General features: G+C 33.2%; 15 protein-coding genes and 1 pseudogene. 7 read left to right on the forward strand and 9 right to left on the reverse strand.

Features of this window, described 5'->3' with window-relative positions; genetic code table 11:
* Positions 1-47: 47 nt before the first annotated feature.
* From ABD935_RS11840 to ABD935_RS11860, 5 genes are all read right to left on the reverse strand, one after another.
* On the reverse strand, positions 48-1,307 hold the full coding sequence (locus tag ABD935_RS11840; RefSeq protein WP_345192283.1) for a POTRA domain-containing protein: 1,260 nt from the start codon (positions 1,305-1,307) through the stop codon (positions 48-50).
* Positions 1,304-2,050, reverse strand: coding sequence for a hypothetical protein (locus ABD935_RS11845; protein ID WP_345192284.1), 747 nt, complete (start codon positions 2,048-2,050; stop codon positions 1,304-1,306). Before ABD935_RS11845 ends, ABD935_RS11840 begins: the two co-directional genes overlap by 4 nt.
* A complete protein-coding gene (locus tag ABD935_RS11850) occupies positions 2,047-3,051 on the reverse strand; it encodes a glycoside hydrolase family 113 (protein WP_345192285.1) in 1,005 nt (334 codons plus the stop codon). The genes ABD935_RS11845 and ABD935_RS11850 overlap by 4 nt, the downstream gene beginning before the upstream one ends.
* Before the next feature lie 35 nt (positions 3,052-3,086).
* Positions 3,087-3,962, reverse strand: coding sequence for a hypothetical protein (locus ABD935_RS11855; protein ID WP_345192286.1), 876 nt, complete (start codon positions 3,960-3,962; stop codon positions 3,087-3,089).
* A gap of 103 nt (positions 3,963-4,065) precedes the next feature.
* Positions 4,066-4,779: a DUF547 domain-containing protein gene (locus ABD935_RS11860; protein WP_345192287.1), complete on the reverse strand. Its 714-nt coding sequence runs from the start codon at positions 4,777-4,779 to the stop codon at positions 4,066-4,068.
* A gap of 209 nt (positions 4,780-4,988) precedes the next feature.
* On the opposite strand from ABD935_RS11860, the gene ABD935_RS11865 reads away from it, so the two are divergent.
* From ABD935_RS11865 to ABD935_RS11890, 7 genes and pseudogenes are all read left to right on the forward strand, one after another.
* A complete protein-coding gene (locus ABD935_RS11865; protein WP_345192288.1) occupies positions 4,989-6,290 on the forward strand; it encodes an NAD(P)/FAD-dependent oxidoreductase in 1,302 nt (433 codons plus the stop codon).
* 2 nt (positions 6,291-6,292) lie between these two features.
* A complete protein-coding gene (locus tag ABD935_RS11870; protein WP_345192289.1) occupies positions 6,293-7,882 on the forward strand; it encodes a 4Fe-4S binding protein in 1,590 nt (529 codons plus the stop codon).
* 351 nt (positions 7,883-8,233) lie between these two features.
* Positions 8,234-8,290 (forward strand): annotated as a pseudogene (locus tag ABD935_RS16645) (toxin-antitoxin system YwqK family antitoxin); the annotation flags it as partial.
* 114 nt (positions 8,291-8,404) lie between these two features.
* Positions 8,405-8,581: a hypothetical protein gene (locus ABD935_RS11875; RefSeq protein ID WP_345192290.1), complete on the forward strand. Its 177-nt coding sequence runs from the start codon at positions 8,405-8,407 to the stop codon at positions 8,579-8,581.
* Complete coding sequence (locus tag ABD935_RS11880) at positions 8,578-9,270, forward strand: glycosyltransferase family 2 protein (protein WP_345192291.1); 693 nt, start codon at positions 8,578-8,580, stop codon at positions 9,268-9,270. Before ABD935_RS11875 ends, ABD935_RS11880 begins: the two co-directional genes overlap by 4 nt.
* Positions 9,267-10,757: a cellulose synthase family protein gene (locus tag ABD935_RS11885; protein WP_345192292.1), complete on the forward strand. Its 1,491-nt coding sequence runs from the start codon at positions 9,267-9,269 to the stop codon at positions 10,755-10,757. The genes ABD935_RS11880 and ABD935_RS11885 overlap by 4 nt, the downstream gene beginning before the upstream one ends.
* 288 nt (positions 10,758-11,045) lie before the next feature.
* Entirely contained in the window at positions 11,046-12,584 is a 1,539-nt protein-coding gene (locus ABD935_RS11890) for an MptA/MptB family glycosyltransferase (protein ID WP_345192293.1), read from the forward strand.
* A 114-nt stretch (positions 12,585-12,698) separates the two neighbouring features.
* On the opposite strand, the gene ABD935_RS11895 is transcribed toward ABD935_RS11890, so the two are convergent.
* The 4 genes from ABD935_RS11895 to ABD935_RS11910 form a co-directional block, all read right to left on the reverse strand.
* Positions 12,699-13,079 carry a hypothetical protein gene (locus tag ABD935_RS11895; RefSeq protein ID WP_345192294.1) on the reverse strand — a complete coding sequence of 127 codons (381 nt, stop codon included), beginning with the start codon at positions 13,077-13,079 and terminating at the stop codon, positions 12,699-12,701.
* A 163-nt stretch (positions 13,080-13,242) separates the two neighbouring features.
* Positions 13,243-13,470, reverse strand: a complete 228-nt coding sequence (locus tag ABD935_RS11900) for a hypothetical protein (RefSeq protein WP_345192295.1) — start codon at positions 13,468-13,470, stop codon at positions 13,243-13,245.
* Positions 13,471-13,485: 15 nt separating this feature from the next.
* The gene (locus ABD935_RS11905; RefSeq protein ID WP_345192296.1) at positions 13,486-13,809 is read right to left on the reverse strand and encodes a hypothetical protein; all 324 of its coding nucleotides are present in this window, start codon (positions 13,807-13,809) and stop codon (positions 13,486-13,488) included.
* 48 nt (positions 13,810-13,857) lie between these two features.
* Entirely contained in the window at positions 13,858-15,384 is a 1,527-nt protein-coding gene (locus ABD935_RS11910; protein WP_345192297.1) for a bifunctional GNAT family N-acetyltransferase/carbon-nitrogen hydrolase family protein, read from the reverse strand.
* Positions 15,385-15,386 lie beyond the last annotated feature (2 nt).

Here is a 15,386-nt window from a genome sequence, read left to right on the forward strand (position 1 = left end):
AGATTCATCTTAAGAAATGAGTTCATAAACTAAATCTTATATAATATTTAAAAATATTGTCCAATACCAAACACAAAACCTTTGGTTGCATTTTCAGAAATCCCGTAACCATAATCAATTCTAAAAATAGCATTATATATTTTTTTATGAATAAAACGCAGACCTAAACCGGGATATACTTTAATGTTATTTTCTTTACTGAAATCGCCAAAATTACCTCCTGGGTTTCGCCATGTACCTGCATCAACAAAAGCATTTCCTTGCAAAACAAACCAGCCTTTTTCATATAATGTATGGCGGTATTCTGTATTCAAAACTATCACACCCGTACCTCTATCAATGGTGTTTCCAACGCCTCTTATATTCAAATTATTATCGACTGAAAAAGGTGCGAATGGGGTTTCATCGTTAGTAGATAACCCTAAACGCAATCTATTGGCCCAATTGCCTTTCTCTCCCACTCGTTTAAAAAGAAAAAAGTCATTCCATCCTATAAAAAAATCAGGTAACATATCGTTGGTGGAAGTCACATATTGAAAATTAAACTGACTCCTGAAACCTGAAATATATTGATAAAAATAATCCAATTCATTATACTCATAAATACCTTTTAAAAGCCATTTATGTACATTTAATTCTGGTCTATTATTTATATTTTCACCTTTAAACTTATAATCTTCAACAAAGTAATTCACACCTAATTCTAATCTGTTTTTAAAGTTGACTTCATATAAACCTAAAACTTCAAACGACTTATTTCTATATTTATAATTGGCAGTTTCATCATTAAAAAAAACAGGTTCTTGCGTCGTTAAATCTTGGTGATTTACTGCCAATCCCAGCCTATTTGAAAACAGATATGGCGCTCTAAAATTTAGAGCATAACTACTATAAATATCTTTTTGATAAAAGCCCCCAAAAGTGATATTTCTCCCTAAAAGATTAAACTCATAAAGTCCTAATCTATATGCAAACTCTTCATCATTAGTGGTATAAATATTTGCAGAAGGTATGAGTGTGAAATTCTCTTCTATGTTATAAAACACATTATACTGATTGCCCTCAGAAGGAAATACTTGATAGTAAACATGAGATACGGACGGCAAACGTTTTAATCGTAAAATATCTTGTTCAATAGTTATAGAATCTAAAATTGCACCTGACTTTATTTTAGAAATACTTTTTATAAAGGATGTTTTTAACTTTTTGTTTCCTTGAATTTTTAAATCGTGAACTATAGATTCTTGAGCATAAACACCTGAGACGATAAAATTAAAAAAGGCAAAAATGAATACTAGTCTTTTCATTCAGAAATAAATGGTTTTTGAATTACCCAATTTACCCAATTTACCCAATTTACCCAATTATCTAGACTTATATCCATTAAAGTAAAATTATAATTTTCATTTAAAATTAAAACCGGAGGTGATTCTGTAGTAACATTTAAAACTACATTACTGGTATTGTAATATTGAAAACGGTTCTCGTAAGTATAGGTTCCAGACAATAAATTATTGTTTTCATCTGAAAGGACTTGAAAATAAATAGCATTATCGCCAACTGGATTATCTTGCCACATAAAATCTGGCATTCCAGATTGCGATTGATTTATTGCGACTTCATTATTCCAAACCGTTGGTTTAGAGATTTGCTTAGACCGAATAGGGTTTGAAATTTTAATTTCGCCATCCAATTCAAAAGTAATGATAATCCATTTTTCTTTAGAAGCACGCTGGGTAAACTTACCCAAATAACCATTAAAAAAAGGAGCATTATTTAGTAAGACTCTGGTATAATTTGAAAAAGCATTGGCATCGACTTGATGGCCTGAAGTCTCATAATATCGAATATCCGAAGCACCTTTTTCTGGATAATAAAATGTTAGGATATTTCCAGAATCTTTATCACTAGCTGCGCAAGCAATAACGGCACCCATTTCGAAAGCTTCTCCTTCCATATAGGTTGCCAAAGTTTGCACCACATCGTCATGGTCTTTTGAACAAGACATTAAAACAAAAACATACATGATGATATAGGCTATTTTTTTCATTTAAAACTATACTGTTTTCTTATTAAAGCCTCTGCAGGTTTGTTTTGCGGTGTAAATCTGGAATTATTTTCCCCACCTGCATTATCATGATTATGGTACCATTTCCAAATAAATCCACCTGCAAACCAATCCTCTTTCCAAAATGTTTCAAACAATGCTTGTGTTGTGTTTGCCTGTACTTCAAGATTTACTTGATTCATACTCCTATCACTTTTCCAAGGTTCTTTTCCGGAATAATCGACACTTCTATAACCAAACTCGGTAAACAAAATAGGTTTATTATGTTTCTTAGATATATTATAAACTATCGCTTTATGAACTTTCAAACCTTCTAAACATGCGTCTACTGTTGGTGTTTTACTATCACTTACGGGAAAATAGGCATCAACACCAATAAAATTTAGCTTATCCCAAAACGGCGTTCTTTTAAACTCATCCCAATTTGCTGCATAGGTTAACTTTCCTTTGTACCTAATTTTTATTTCTTCTATTAATGAAAACCAATATGCTGGTCTGTTTTCGATAAATTTTTCTAGTTCGGTACCAATACAAAATATATCTACTTTCAAATCTTGAGCTAATTTGACATATTCCAAAATGAATTTTGAATAAGAATCTTCTAAAGTTTTCCAATCTGCCTCATTCTGCATTTCTATAAACCCGGTAAATTGGCCACGCCACACCCAAATTTGGGGTTTTAGCATGATCTTAATATGTTTTTTTCTTAACTCCTCAATATATTGTTGTGCTCCAGTTTTGGTTTCTCCAAACCACTGTCTATCTGTATTAAAAACTATTTCAGGATGCTCTAAATCCTTTATAAATCCAAAAGGCATAATGGCTGCATAATTAGCATTCACTTTTACAACAGGAGTAACATGGCTCTCATTTACAGCTTCCCTAGAAGCAACAAAACTCACACCATTAATTTTATTGGTCTGAGCTCTGCATGACTGTATGCTTAAAATTGATAAAAAAATTATGACCTTAAATGGTTTCATAAAACATATTTAAATCTCTAATTTACTATTACTGATTAAAACAACGCTCTTAAGCCTATGTTAAAAGATTGTCCTATACCTGAATTTGTACCTCGCACAAAACTACTATAAAGCACTTCTAAGTTCAATGTTTGATTTAATTGATACTTTCCGCCAAAACCTAAAGCTGTAAAATCTTGTTCAAAATCGCCAAAACGCTTTTGGTGCTGAACAAAACCTAAAATAGTAGATTTTTGGCTTGGGAAGTAACTCATAAACACACCTGGCGCCAATACAAATGTTTTATCCGCAAAACTACTATCATCACCAAAATTATATTCTGTATTTAATTCTGTAAATAATTGCCAATCTCCACTAGGAAATGTATAATCATAAAAGAATCTGTTTTGAAATGTATAAGCCGTTTGATCTAGGAACACGCCACTATCATCAGATTCTTCGCTTATAAGAGGGATATGAAATGCTGTCTGCACGGTAAAATTACTAACATTTTTAAACGGATTAAATTTAATAACTGGTGCTATGGAAGTTAAACCAGAACGAGCGGTTTCACTTTCTCCATCAAAAGAAAATACATCTAATGCGTTCCTATCGCCAATAACATTTGATCTAATTTCAAATAAAAGACCAACATTTAATTTACTTCTCTCAGAAACTCCAGTAAATATATCGAAACTAGAAGTAAAATATGTTTCTCTATCTAAGTCTTTCGTTATATCACCATTACTATCTGCACCTTTTGTTTGCGTGTAAAGATTGTTAAACCATTTAATATCCCATTGTCCTTTCTTCAAAAGCTTTGAAGGTGTGTACGTTTGAATATTACTTTTTTGTGATGCTTCTGAATCTTCTTGAGAAAACCCATTAAATGTAATGGCTGTAAATACTAGTATTGCGATTATTTTTTTCATTGGTGTTAGTTTTTTTCATTCCCTAGAAAAAGGAAATCTGATTATTATTTTGTTTGGCTCTAAAAGCCTCTTCCCAATAACTATCGAGGCTTGCAGGAATTTGTTATTGTTTATTTACTTTCCAATCATAAGAAAAGTAGCTTAATTTAAATTTACTGTCTAATTTTTCTATCCTGTATTTATTTATAAAATCTATTTCGCTTTCGCCGTTCATTGTAAAATCCTCTTTATACCATTCCATTATCTGAGACGCTTGCACACGTTTCTTTTTAGCATTCACTCTTAAAAAAGAACCATTTAAAGCTATTTTAGTTTGCTTATCCAACTGAACATTTAAAGTACTCGGTAAATAGGCTTGATTAATTAATGGTGGACAACCAACAGCACCACATACCAACACAAAATGGAAACGGGCATCTTTAAACTGTCCTCTTAATAATTTATGTTCAATATCATTTAAAGTGATATTTATTCCGCCTAAACTATAAGTCGTTTTATCAAAAAAACCTTTATTATCTAATGGTGAATTTGTTGGGTAATTATCGACAATCCCTTTAATTACAGATACATTATAGGCATTAATCCAAAAGGCTTGATAATTATCAGTGTCGTTTTTTGTAACTAAAATTCCTTCGGCCAATCTTAAAATATCGTTAAGTTCATCTTGATTTTCATGAATCTTTGAATAGGCTACTTTCCCGTTAGACACGTTTGCCTTAAAAAAAGCATCGGTTTTATTAAAAAAGGCATTCATATCTTGCGAAAAACCTTGAACCGCTAATAAAGCTATAACTAACACTATTAATCGTTTTTTCATGTTTTATAAATTTTATACTTTGCAAAGTAACTGCACTTAAGTCGAACAAAGTGTTAGGTAACTTACATCTCTAAAAAAAGATTTTCAGTGTCTTAGCAAAGTTGAGAACCTTACGTTTAAAATTCAATTTAAACTCATTCTAAATTAACAAACTCATGATAAGTTATTATCTTTAACTTCGACCTACTTCAACATAACAACAAATATTTATGCAAGATCACATCGTTATTATAGGAAATGGAATTTCTGGCGTAACCGCTGCCAGACATATTCGAAAATTATCTGATAAGAAAATCACCATCGTTTCTGCAGAAACCGATTATTTCTTTTCTCGTACTGCTCTTATGTATGTGTATATGGGTCACATGAAATTTGAGCACACAAAACCTTATGAAAATTGGTTTTGGAAGAAAAACAGCATTGATCTTAAAAAAGGATATGTAAAGTCTGTTGAAACAAAAAACAAAACACTTCATTTTACCGAAGGAGATACTTTAAAATACGATAAACTCATCATTGCAACTGGTAGTAAACCAAACAAATTTGGATGGCCAGGACAAGATTCAGAAGGTGTTATGGGCATGTACCACAAACAAGATTTAGAAAACCTTGAAAAGTATGCTCCAAATAATAAAGTATGTAAAAGAGCCGTGATTGTTGGTGGCGGTTTAATTGGTATTGAACTTGCTGAAATGTTAATTTCTCGAAATATCGCTGTTACGTTTTTAGTAAGAGAAGATAGTTTTTGGAACGGTGTTTTACCTGAAGGCGAAAGCGAAATGATTAATAGACACATAAAAAACCATCATATCGATTTACGATTAGGTAATAATCTAAAAGAAATAGTTTCCGATGAAAACGGTAAAGTAAAGTCTATAATTATTCAAGAAACAGGAGAAGAAATTGCTTGCGATGTGGTTGGGTTAACTGCAGGCGTGTCTCCAAATATCAATTTTATAAAAGATTCAGACATTGAAACTGGCCGTGGTGTAAAAGTAAATCGTTATTTAGAAACCAACATTCCTGATATATATGCTATTGGCGATTGTGCAGAACAACACGAAGGCATAAATGGACGCAGACCCATTGAAGCCGTTTGGTATACAGGCAGAATGATGGGAGAAACTTTAGCACAAACCATTTGCGGAAATAGAATACAATACAAACCTGGACATTGGTTTAACTCGGCTAAATTTTTAGATATTGAATACCAAACATATGGATGGGTATTTTCTAAACCTCGAGAACATGAAGCACATTTCCATTGGAAACATGAGGATGACACGAAATGCATTACCGTTTGTTATAATAAAAACACCAACGAATTTCTAGGAATTAACACCTTTGGAATTCGCATGCGTCATGAGATATATGATGCGTGGCTTACCGAAAAACGAGATGTGGATTATGTTATGAATCATCTACCTAATGCTAATTTCGACCCAGAATTTTACAGTCATTATGAAGCTGATATTCTTTCAGCCTACAACAGACAACCACAAACCGTATAATTATGAGCAATAAAATAAACCATAGCATGTCTTTAGCAAAACCAGATGCTGTAGATATTTCAAATAAACAAAAAGTAGCATTGGCAATAGGAATTGTTGGATTATTCATTTTAACGCTCTCACTTTTTAATACTGATTTTCCAAACAAAGAGCTCTTTTTAACGTTAGCATTAGGACTAATTTCTGTTGGAGTTATTGTGTATTCTAGAGAAGCCTATTTAACTAAGCTAGAAGGTATAAAGAATGATGGCGTTTGGTTTAAATCCATTTCATCAAGAGGTATTTGGGGTTGGATAGTGGGTATTATATTGACCTCCTTTTACATTGTACTTTACTTTTTCCCAAAATATTTAGGATTAGGCACTAATGGTACTGAAAACTCAGGATTAATAGGCCTATTCGACCCTTTGAGTCGATTATTAAGTGGAAGAACAGCAAGCCAATGGTTTGTTTACGGAACACTTTACACCGTTGCCATTTTAGCCTTTGGTTATAAATTCATATTAAAATACAGACATAACCGCTACCAACAAATACGTACCGTTTCAGTCATGTTTTTTCAATTAGGATTCGCCTTTTTGATTCCCGAATTCATGTATGTTATGAATAATAACTTGCCATACTACGATTTAAAATCCATGTGGCCCCTTAACTACTATATTTTTGATGAGTGGTCTATAAATGGTTTTCTTTCTAGCGGTAATATTGGCTTAGCCTTTCTACTTTTTGGTATTATTACAATCTTTGTGATTTCACCTATTTTAACTTATAAATTCGGGAAACGCTGGTATTGTTCTTGGGTTTGTGGCTGCGGAGGATTAGCAGAAACTGCAGGAGATTCGTTTAGACAATTATCCTCTAAAAAAATGTCTGCTTGGAAATTAGAACGCTGGTTAATCCATACCGTTTTAGTCTTTTCTATAGTCATGACAACAGCCATGGTTTACACCTATTTAGGTTATAACAAAAATGATTTCTGGCTAACCAGAGGTGTGTTCATCGCTTTAGTTATTGGCTTCTTAACTTTAGTTTTTGCCAGTGTTATGTTTTTTAAAAGCAAAGAATTTGGTAAAGATGCTAAATATGGTGCTATTGGTTTCTTTGTGGTTATTGCTGCATTATTAATCTTGCATTTTACTGGAACTACGGAACATGTTTTTTATGTTAAAGGCGGCGTGTTAAGATCGGCTTACGGGCTTTATATTGGCTCCATATTTTCAGGCGTTATTGGCACAGGTTTTTACCCTATTTTAGGAAATAGATCTTGGTGCCGTTTTGGATGTCCTATGGCAGCTATTCTAGGATTCCAACAACGTTTATTTTCAAAATTTAGAATTACCACTAATGGCGGACAATGTATTTCTTGTGGCAATTGCTCTAACAGTTGCGAAATGGGAATTGATGTTAGACACTATGCACAAAAAGGAGAAAACATTGTACGTTCTAGTTGTGTAGGCTGTGGCATTTGCGCAGCTGTTTGCCCAAGAGGGGTTTTAAAACTAGAAAATGATACTATGGAAGGCCGAATCAATCCAACAGAAATCTTGTTAGGAAACGATGTAGATTTAATGAATTTAGTGAATAAGAAGTAAGTTGACAGTATTCAGTCTTAGTTGGTAGTCACAGTTTTCAGTTGAGCATTATTGTGGAGTTATAACACAAAGTCGCTCAGAGAACCACTGAGACACGCAGAGAATTTTCAATTAAACGACAAACACTTGTTATGATTATGATAAACGAATATGAAACGCTCTAGGACCTCTCCTGGTATCTTTGTGAAACATCAGTGAATCTCTGTAAAATAGACAAACACGTAAAATGAAAAACTTAATTTTTATAATAATATTATTAATTATACTGTTTCCGCAGAAAAGAAATACCAAAAAAAGTTCCATAAAAACGGTAATATCAAATCCGAAGGCTGGATAGAAAACAATCAGAAAATAGAATTTTGGAAATTCTATCATGAAAACGGAAACCTTAAAAAAGAAGGACACTTTTCAGCAAATAAAGAAACTAAATACTGGAAGTTTTATACAATCAACGGCAACATAGAAAAAGAAGGTCATTTTCAAAATGGCAAGAAAAATGATTGGTGGTTGTTTTATGACGCTATGGAAAAAGTAAACCATAAATGCCAACTTAAAGACAATCGAAAAAACGGGTATTGCCTCATGTATAAAAACGGAACATTAGTTTCAGCTTCAAAATACAAAGCAGGTAAAAAATTAAAAGAATGGAGTACCTTTGCATCCTTTAAAAGAGAAAATAAACTCAGCGACCTTAAATGACCAAAATTAAAGTCATCATTCCAGCTTTTAACGAAGCCGATTCTATAACACATGTTATTAATGATATTCCCGATAGTGTTAATGAAATTATTGTTGTTAGCAATAATTCTACTGATGATACCGAAATCAACGCTAAAAGAGCTGGAGCAACAGTACTAATAGAAACAAATAAAGGTTACGGATACGCATGCTTAAAGGGGATGCAGCATATCGCAAATCAAACAGAAAAACCAGATATTGTTGTATTTCTTGATGGCGATTATAGCGATTACCCAGAAGAACTAACAAAAATTGTAGCACCTATAATTAATGATAATGTAGATTTTGTAATTGGCTCGCGTGTTAAACGACTTAGAGAACATGGCTCTATGACATTCCCGCAAATATTCGGCAATTGGTTAGCAACCATCTTAATGAAACTGTTTTTTCAAGCTAAGTTTACAGACTTAGGCCCATTTAGAGCAATTAAATACAAAAAGCTGTTAGCGCTCAGTATGGAAGACAAAACCTATGGTTGGACCGTAGAAATGCAATTAAAAGTACTAAAACAAAAACTCACATATATCGAAATACCAGTAAACTATAGAAATAGAATTGGCATTTCAAAAGTGTCTGGTACGTTAAAAGGTGCTATATTTGCAGGCATAAAAATATTAGGTTGGATTTTCAAATACAGTCTTAAAAAATGATCCTCGAAACTACAGTAATTATAATCTACACCATTGCTCTTTTGCTTATATTCTTATACGCATTGGCACAACTGAATCTGTTGTTCAATTATTTGTCTTCTAAAAGAGTAAAAGACGATTGTCCTAAATACGATTTATCAAATCCAGACGAAACCCCATACATTACCATACAGCTTCCCGTTTACAACGAAATGTATGTTATGGAACGCCTATTAGAAAACATTGCACTAATAGATTACCCGAAAGACAAACTAGAAATCCAGGTATTAGATGATTCTACCGATGAAACCGTAGAAACAACATTCAATCAAATCGCTGCGCTTCAGACCAAAGGATTAGATATAACCCATATTACCAGAACAGACCGTTCGGGTTTTAAAGCAGGTGCGCTAAAAGAAGGCTTAAAAATAGCTAAAGGCGATATTATTGCCATTTTCGATTCCGATTTTCTACCAAAAAAAGACTGGTTAAAACGCACCGTACCCTATTTTAAAGATCAAAAAATTGGCGTGGTACAAACCCGTTGGGGGCATATTAACAGAAACTATTCCATACTCACAAAAATCCAAGCTTTTGCACTCGATGCCCACTTTACTTTAGAACAAGTAGGCAGAAACAGCAAAGGACATTTCATAAACTTTAATGGCACCGCTGGACTTTGGCGAAAGGCATGTATAATTGACGCAGGAAACTGGGAAGGTGATACCCTAACCGAAGACCTTGATTTAAGCTACCGTGCCCAGTTAAAAAACTGGAAATTCAAATATTTAGAACACGTAGAAACCCCAGCCGAACTTCCTGTAGTTATTAGTGCAGCACGTTCGCAACAATTTAGATGGAATAAAGGGGGCGCAGAAAACTTTAGAAAAATGCTTGGGCGTGTTTTAAAAAGTAAAAACATTTCAGCTAAAACCAAAGTACACGGTTTACTGCATTTATTAAACAGCACCATGTTTTTAAACGTCCTTATTGTTGGCGTTTTAAGCATTCCCATGTTATACATAAAAAATGAATATGCGCATTTAAGACCCTACTTTTACGTTATGAGCTTCTTTGTGGTAAGCACCATTATCTTTTTTGTGTGTTATTGGTTTATGTACAAAAACATATATGGTGGTGGTTTTAAAAACTTTGTACGTTACATTGGTATGTTTTTTGTGTTTTTCTCAATAGCCATGGGCTTTTCTCTACACAATTCTATAGCGGTTTTAGAAGGGCATTTAGGGAAAAAATCTGAGTTTGTCCGCACACCAAAATTCAACATCAGTAAATATAAAGACAATTGGAAGAATAACAAGTACATGAAGAAAACAGTATCCGTACACGTTATTTTCGAAGGGATACTCATGCTCTATTTTGCTTTTGGTATGTACAGCGCCTTTATTGTGGGTAACCAAGGCGGCGATTTCGGACTCTTTCCATTTCACCTCATGTTATTTGTAGGTTTCGCCTATGTGTTTTTTAAATCTTTGGCATCTAAGGTTTAAAAGAAATACCTTGTTTTTATTAAGGTTTCCACTGTAATTGTCATTTCCCTGAAGAAGGGAATCTAAATATTTTGGGCGTTACCCTTAAGGGTAGCGCTTTCCACTATATCTTTTTAAAAGGTCATTGCAATATGTCAGCGACACAGCAATCTGTCGATTTTTTAGTTATCACCAATCTTATTGCTTCCATCTTTTAAAAAGGATGCCGCTACAATCGCTAACGCGGAATAGATATTCAATTATTATTATCGCTTTTAATCGACAAACAATTAATCTTATATTTGGAACATGCTTTTAACCCCCTCTTTTTTAAAACTTAATAAAATGCCATTATTAATGGTGTTATCGAGTATTTTATTCTATTGGGCTTTTGCGTACGACTTGGTTAGAACAGACTATATAAAGTTAATAGGCTTGTATGTGGCGTTATTCTTTTTGTTTTATAAACTATTACAGATTTTAAAACATAACACCAAAGCCTTAACCTATTTGGCTTTTGCATTTAGAGCCATTTTTATAATAGCCATACCAAACCTATCACAAGATTTTTACCGATTTATTTGGGATGGCAGAATGATTTTAGAGGGTATTAACCCTTATGTATTTACGGTAGAATCGTTTATGCGTCAAGGTGAATTCCCTGTGGCACAAGCCCAAGAATTACGAGCAGGTATGGGCGCATTAAATGCTAGTCATTTTACAAATTACCCGCCTATAAATCAACTCTGTTTTACTATTGCAGCATTTTTTGCTGGTAAAAGTATTTTAGGTTCTGCCATAGCCATGCGCTTACTCATTATTGCCGCCGATTTTGGGACCCTGCATTTTGGCAAAAAACTATTGGAAAAACTAAATATGCCGGTTCATCATATATTCTGGTATGTTTTAAATCCGTTTATCATTATAGAACTTACAGGCAACTTGCATTTTGAGGGTGTCATGATCTTCTTTTTAATTTGGAGCTTGTATTTATTACATATTGGAAAATGGCCATTTGCTGCGGTTGTTTTGGCATTATCTATTTCGGTTAAATTGATTCCTTTAATCTTTTTGCCTTTGTTTTTTCAGTGGTTTGTTTTTAGGGGTTCAAAGACGGTAACAAAAACACCCCTAAAGTCCCCTCAAGGGGACAATTGTAACGCCTCTGCGAATGCAGTGAGGTTATCTAATCAAAAGGAAGATATTGCCACACTTCGACTGCGCTCAGTACATGCTAAGCTTACCCCTAGCATTGACGTAAATGAGGTTTCGACTGCGCTCAACTTGACAAAACTCATTGGGTTTTACAGCATCGTTATCATGACCACGTTTCTTCTTTTTTCACCTTTTTATTCTTCAGAATTCATAAATAACTATTCCCAAACCGTAGCCCTTTGGTTTCAGAATTTCGAGTTTAATGGGAGTTTATATTACATAGCCAGGGCAATTGGATATACTTTTAGAGGCTACAACGAAATTGCTCTTATTGGAAAAGTAACGCCTATTATTGTTGTTTTGCTTGTTCTTATCATCACCTTTTTCAGAAAGAACAAAACCACAGTAGAAGGTGTTACAGCCATGTTGCTGGTATTGTCTTTTTACTATTTTACAACCACCACGGTCCATCCTTGGTATGTGGCTACGCTTTTAATTTTATCGGTATTTACAAAATATAAATTTCCATTAGTTTGGAGTTTTGTAATTATACTAAGTTATTTAGCTTACGTAAATATTGATAAAGCCGATAAATCCGAAAACCTGTGGGTTATTGCTTTAGAGTACGCCATTGTTTACGGCATGTTTATTTGGGAAGTATTTATAAAAAAGGCCTCCAAAAAGGAAGCCTAAATAATTTTTATTATCAATCTGAACTTAGTCGAAGTGTATTCCAGAAACTTCTTCAAATTAAAAAGAGATGCTGAAACGATCCCGATAGTTATCGGGACAGCACAACAAGGATAATTATAGTTTTTCTAAATTGGTAATCATATTTATCTCATCTTCATCATCCATACCATCAGCATCTTTGGAAAACTTAATATTTCTATTAAAAGTGATTTTAAACTTTGTTCCCACAAAATCCTCTGAGTTTAAATCGAAGGTTTTTAACACGGCTTCTTCTATTATTTGGAATGTAAGCGTTTGCTCATCTCCAGCCTTATCTTTAGTTATAAAATTATAGCCATAATCTTCATACCCATCATAAGTAGCATAAACAATTAATCCGTCTTGAATTAATGATTCACTAATAGTATCATTTGAAATCGTTGCTGTTTTAAAACTGGTAAGTGTTAACAATAAAACCATTAGAACACTTAATACAACTAAATTTTTTGCTTTCATATTCATGATATTTTAAATTAAATTATTGAACTCATTTAAAATTTATATATAGTCTACTCCTTTTTAGATTGAGCCCGACAAATTCTTAAAGACAAAACAATGCTAAATAAAGAACTTCTTGAATTAAAACCCCGAGGGATAGCCTCGAGGAATTCTTTTTCGATTAAACCGCAATAGGTTTTAAGCTTTCCACTCTATAATAAACATCATCGCCATCAACATCTTCAACAAATGTTAATCTGAATTCTTGATCAATTAATTCTGTATTGTTTTTTAAATCGTATTGTTTTAAAACACGTGGGTGTACGTCTTCAAAAACTAATTCTTCTCCATTTTCAAACCAAAAGGTGTAATATCCCTTTTTGTAAGACTTAAAAGTGGCAATTCTCATGTTTCTATAAATATATTAATCGTTATCTTCTGTGCTTTCATCAGTCAGATTAGGGTCTTGCACTGCTTCTGGATCATCATTATCAAAATCTTCATAATCATCCTCATCATAATTCTCCATAGTCAACGCCAATTTAGTACTTACTTTTACTAAATATTTAGTATCTTCAGTAATGACCTCAACTGCTTCAATTATTTCATTATGCTGGTTCTTGAAAGATATGATTTGGTCATCATCATAGCCATCAGGATATCTTTCAACTAATAAAGCTAAAATCTCTGGAGTTAGCTTTTTAAAGTCTACGATAACACGTTTTAAATTATCGTTTCTATTTTTCATATTTATGGGGTAAAAAAGTTAGTTATAAGTTAAAGATACTATTTATCCTTATTTTACACGAATAACATCATAAAAATCTTTTCTTCTATCTTTTAAATTTTTAACAGCTCCAAAAGAGTGTAACTCTCTTAATAAACTCAAATCAACATCAGCCACCAATATCATTTCAGTATTTGTGGTAGCTTCTGCCTTAATACCATTACTGGGAAACGAGAAATCACATGGTGTAAACACTGCCGATTGCGCATATTGAATATCCATATTATTTACATTAGGCAAGTTACCAACACTTCCTGATATAGCCACATAACATTCATTTTCGATAGCACGAGCTTGAGAACATAGCCTAACTCGAGAATACCCGTTTTGCGTATCCGTTAAAAAAGGAACAAACAAAATATCCATACCTTCATCTGAGAGCAAACGTGCCAATTCAGGAAACTCAGAATCATAACAGATTAAAATCCCTATTTTTCCGCAATCGGTATTATAGGTTTGTAATTTATTACCGCGTTGCATGCCCCAAACCTTAGCTTCGTCTGGTGTAACATGGATTTTTTCATAACGTTCAAAACTTCCGTCTCTTCTGCATAAATAACCAACATTATACAATTTATCATCAACCACTTCTGGCATACTACCAGATATGATATTAATATTATACGAAATGGACAATTGCTTCAATTTATCTACAATAGTCTGAGTATATTCCGCTAATTTCCTGATGGCTTGAGACTCATGCAAATGATTAAATTCAGCCATTAAAGGCGCATTAAAAAACTCTGGAAACACAGCAAAATCTGATCTATAAGCAGCAACACTATCTATAAAATACTCTACTTGCTGCATTAAATCCTCCAAGGTTTTATACGGTCGCATTTGCCATTGAATTAACCCCAATCGCACAACAGTTTTAACTGTAGATGCCTTTTTATTTGGTTTGGTATAATAAATATTATCCCATTCCATTAACACGGCATATTCGTTGGAAGCCGTATCACCTTCTAAATACCCTTTTAAAATTCGAACTGGATGAAAATCATTAGAAATCTGAAAGTTTAAAACAGGATCATAAATTTCCTTACGTTTAACTCTTTCAATATATTCCTTAGGTGTAAGCTCTTTATGTTTATGATAGTTTGGCATTCTTCCTCCAAAAACAATCCCTTTTAAATTTAGGTTTTCACAAACTTCTTTTCTGTAATCATACAAGCGTCTTCCTAAACGCAAACCTCTATATTCAGGCTTTATAAAAACATCTATACCATAAAGCACATCTCCATCAGCGTGATGATTTTTAAAAGATTCTCCGCCAATAATATCTTCATAAGTATGCTCATCATCAATACTATCATAATCTACAATAAGAGATAATGCACAACCTGCAATATCACCATCTATTTTTATGATAACTTGTCCTTCTGGAAACATTGAGGTCAATTCCTCAATATGATGTTTTTTCCAATAAGAATTAAGTACACCGCCATAAGACTCTAACGTAGCTGCTTTTAATTCCTCAAAATCATCAACAGTTAGGTACTTAAGCTCTATATTTTCAATATTTTTTATATCCATGA

The organism is Algibacter agarivorans (genome assembly GCF_039543245.1).
Taxonomy (GTDB): Bacteria; Bacteroidota; Bacteroidia; order Flavobacteriales; family Flavobacteriaceae; genus Algibacter_G; species Algibacter_G agarivorans.

Excerpts from the sequence above, each read along its gene's own strand:
- ABD935_RS11840 (WP_345192283.1), bottom strand. The coding sequence starts at position 1,307 with ATGAAAAGACTAGTATTCATTTTTGCCTTTTTTAATTTTATCGTCTCA.
- ABD935_RS11845 (WP_345192284.1), bottom strand. The coding sequence starts at position 2,050 with ATGAAAAAAATAGCCTATATCATCATGTATGTTTTTGTTTTAATGTCT.
- ABD935_RS11850 (WP_345192285.1), bottom strand. The coding sequence starts at position 3,051 with ATGAAACCATTTAAGGTCATAATTTTTTTATCAATTTTAAGCATACAG.
- ABD935_RS11855 (WP_345192286.1), bottom strand. The coding sequence starts at position 3,962 with ATGAAAAAAATAATCGCAATACTAGTATTTACAGCCATTACATTTAAT.
- ABD935_RS11860 (WP_345192287.1), bottom strand. The coding sequence starts at position 4,779 with ATGAAAAAACGATTAATAGTGTTAGTTATAGCTTTATTAGCGGTTCAA.
- ABD935_RS11865 (WP_345192288.1), top strand. The coding sequence starts at position 4,989 with ATGCAAGATCACATCGTTATTATAGGAAATGGAATTTCTGGCGTAACC.
- ABD935_RS11870 (WP_345192289.1), top strand. The coding sequence starts at position 6,293 with ATGAGCAATAAAATAAACCATAGCATGTCTTTAGCAAAACCAGATGCT.
- ABD935_RS11875 (WP_345192290.1), top strand. The coding sequence starts at position 8,405 with ATGGAAAAAGTAAACCATAAATGCCAACTTAAAGACAATCGAAAAAAC.
- ABD935_RS11880 (WP_345192291.1), top strand. The coding sequence starts at position 8,578 with ATGACCAAAATTAAAGTCATCATTCCAGCTTTTAACGAAGCCGATTCT.
- ABD935_RS11885 (WP_345192292.1), top strand. The coding sequence starts at position 9,267 with ATGATCCTCGAAACTACAGTAATTATAATCTACACCATTGCTCTTTTG.
- ABD935_RS11890 (WP_345192293.1), top strand. The coding sequence starts at position 11,046 with ATGCTTTTAACCCCCTCTTTTTTAAAACTTAATAAAATGCCATTATTA.
- ABD935_RS11895 (WP_345192294.1), bottom strand. The coding sequence starts at position 13,079 with ATGAAAGCAAAAAATTTAGTTGTATTAAGTGTTCTAATGGTTTTATTG.
- ABD935_RS11900 (WP_345192295.1), bottom strand. The coding sequence starts at position 13,470 with ATGAGAATTGCCACTTTTAAGTCTTACAAAAAGGGATATTACACCTTT.
- ABD935_RS11905 (WP_345192296.1), bottom strand. The coding sequence starts at position 13,809 with ATGAAAAATAGAAACGATAATTTAAAACGTGTTATCGTAGACTTTAAA.
- ABD935_RS11910 (WP_345192297.1), bottom strand. The coding sequence starts at position 15,384 with ATGGATATAAAAAATATTGAAAATATAGAGCTTAAGTACCTAACTGTT.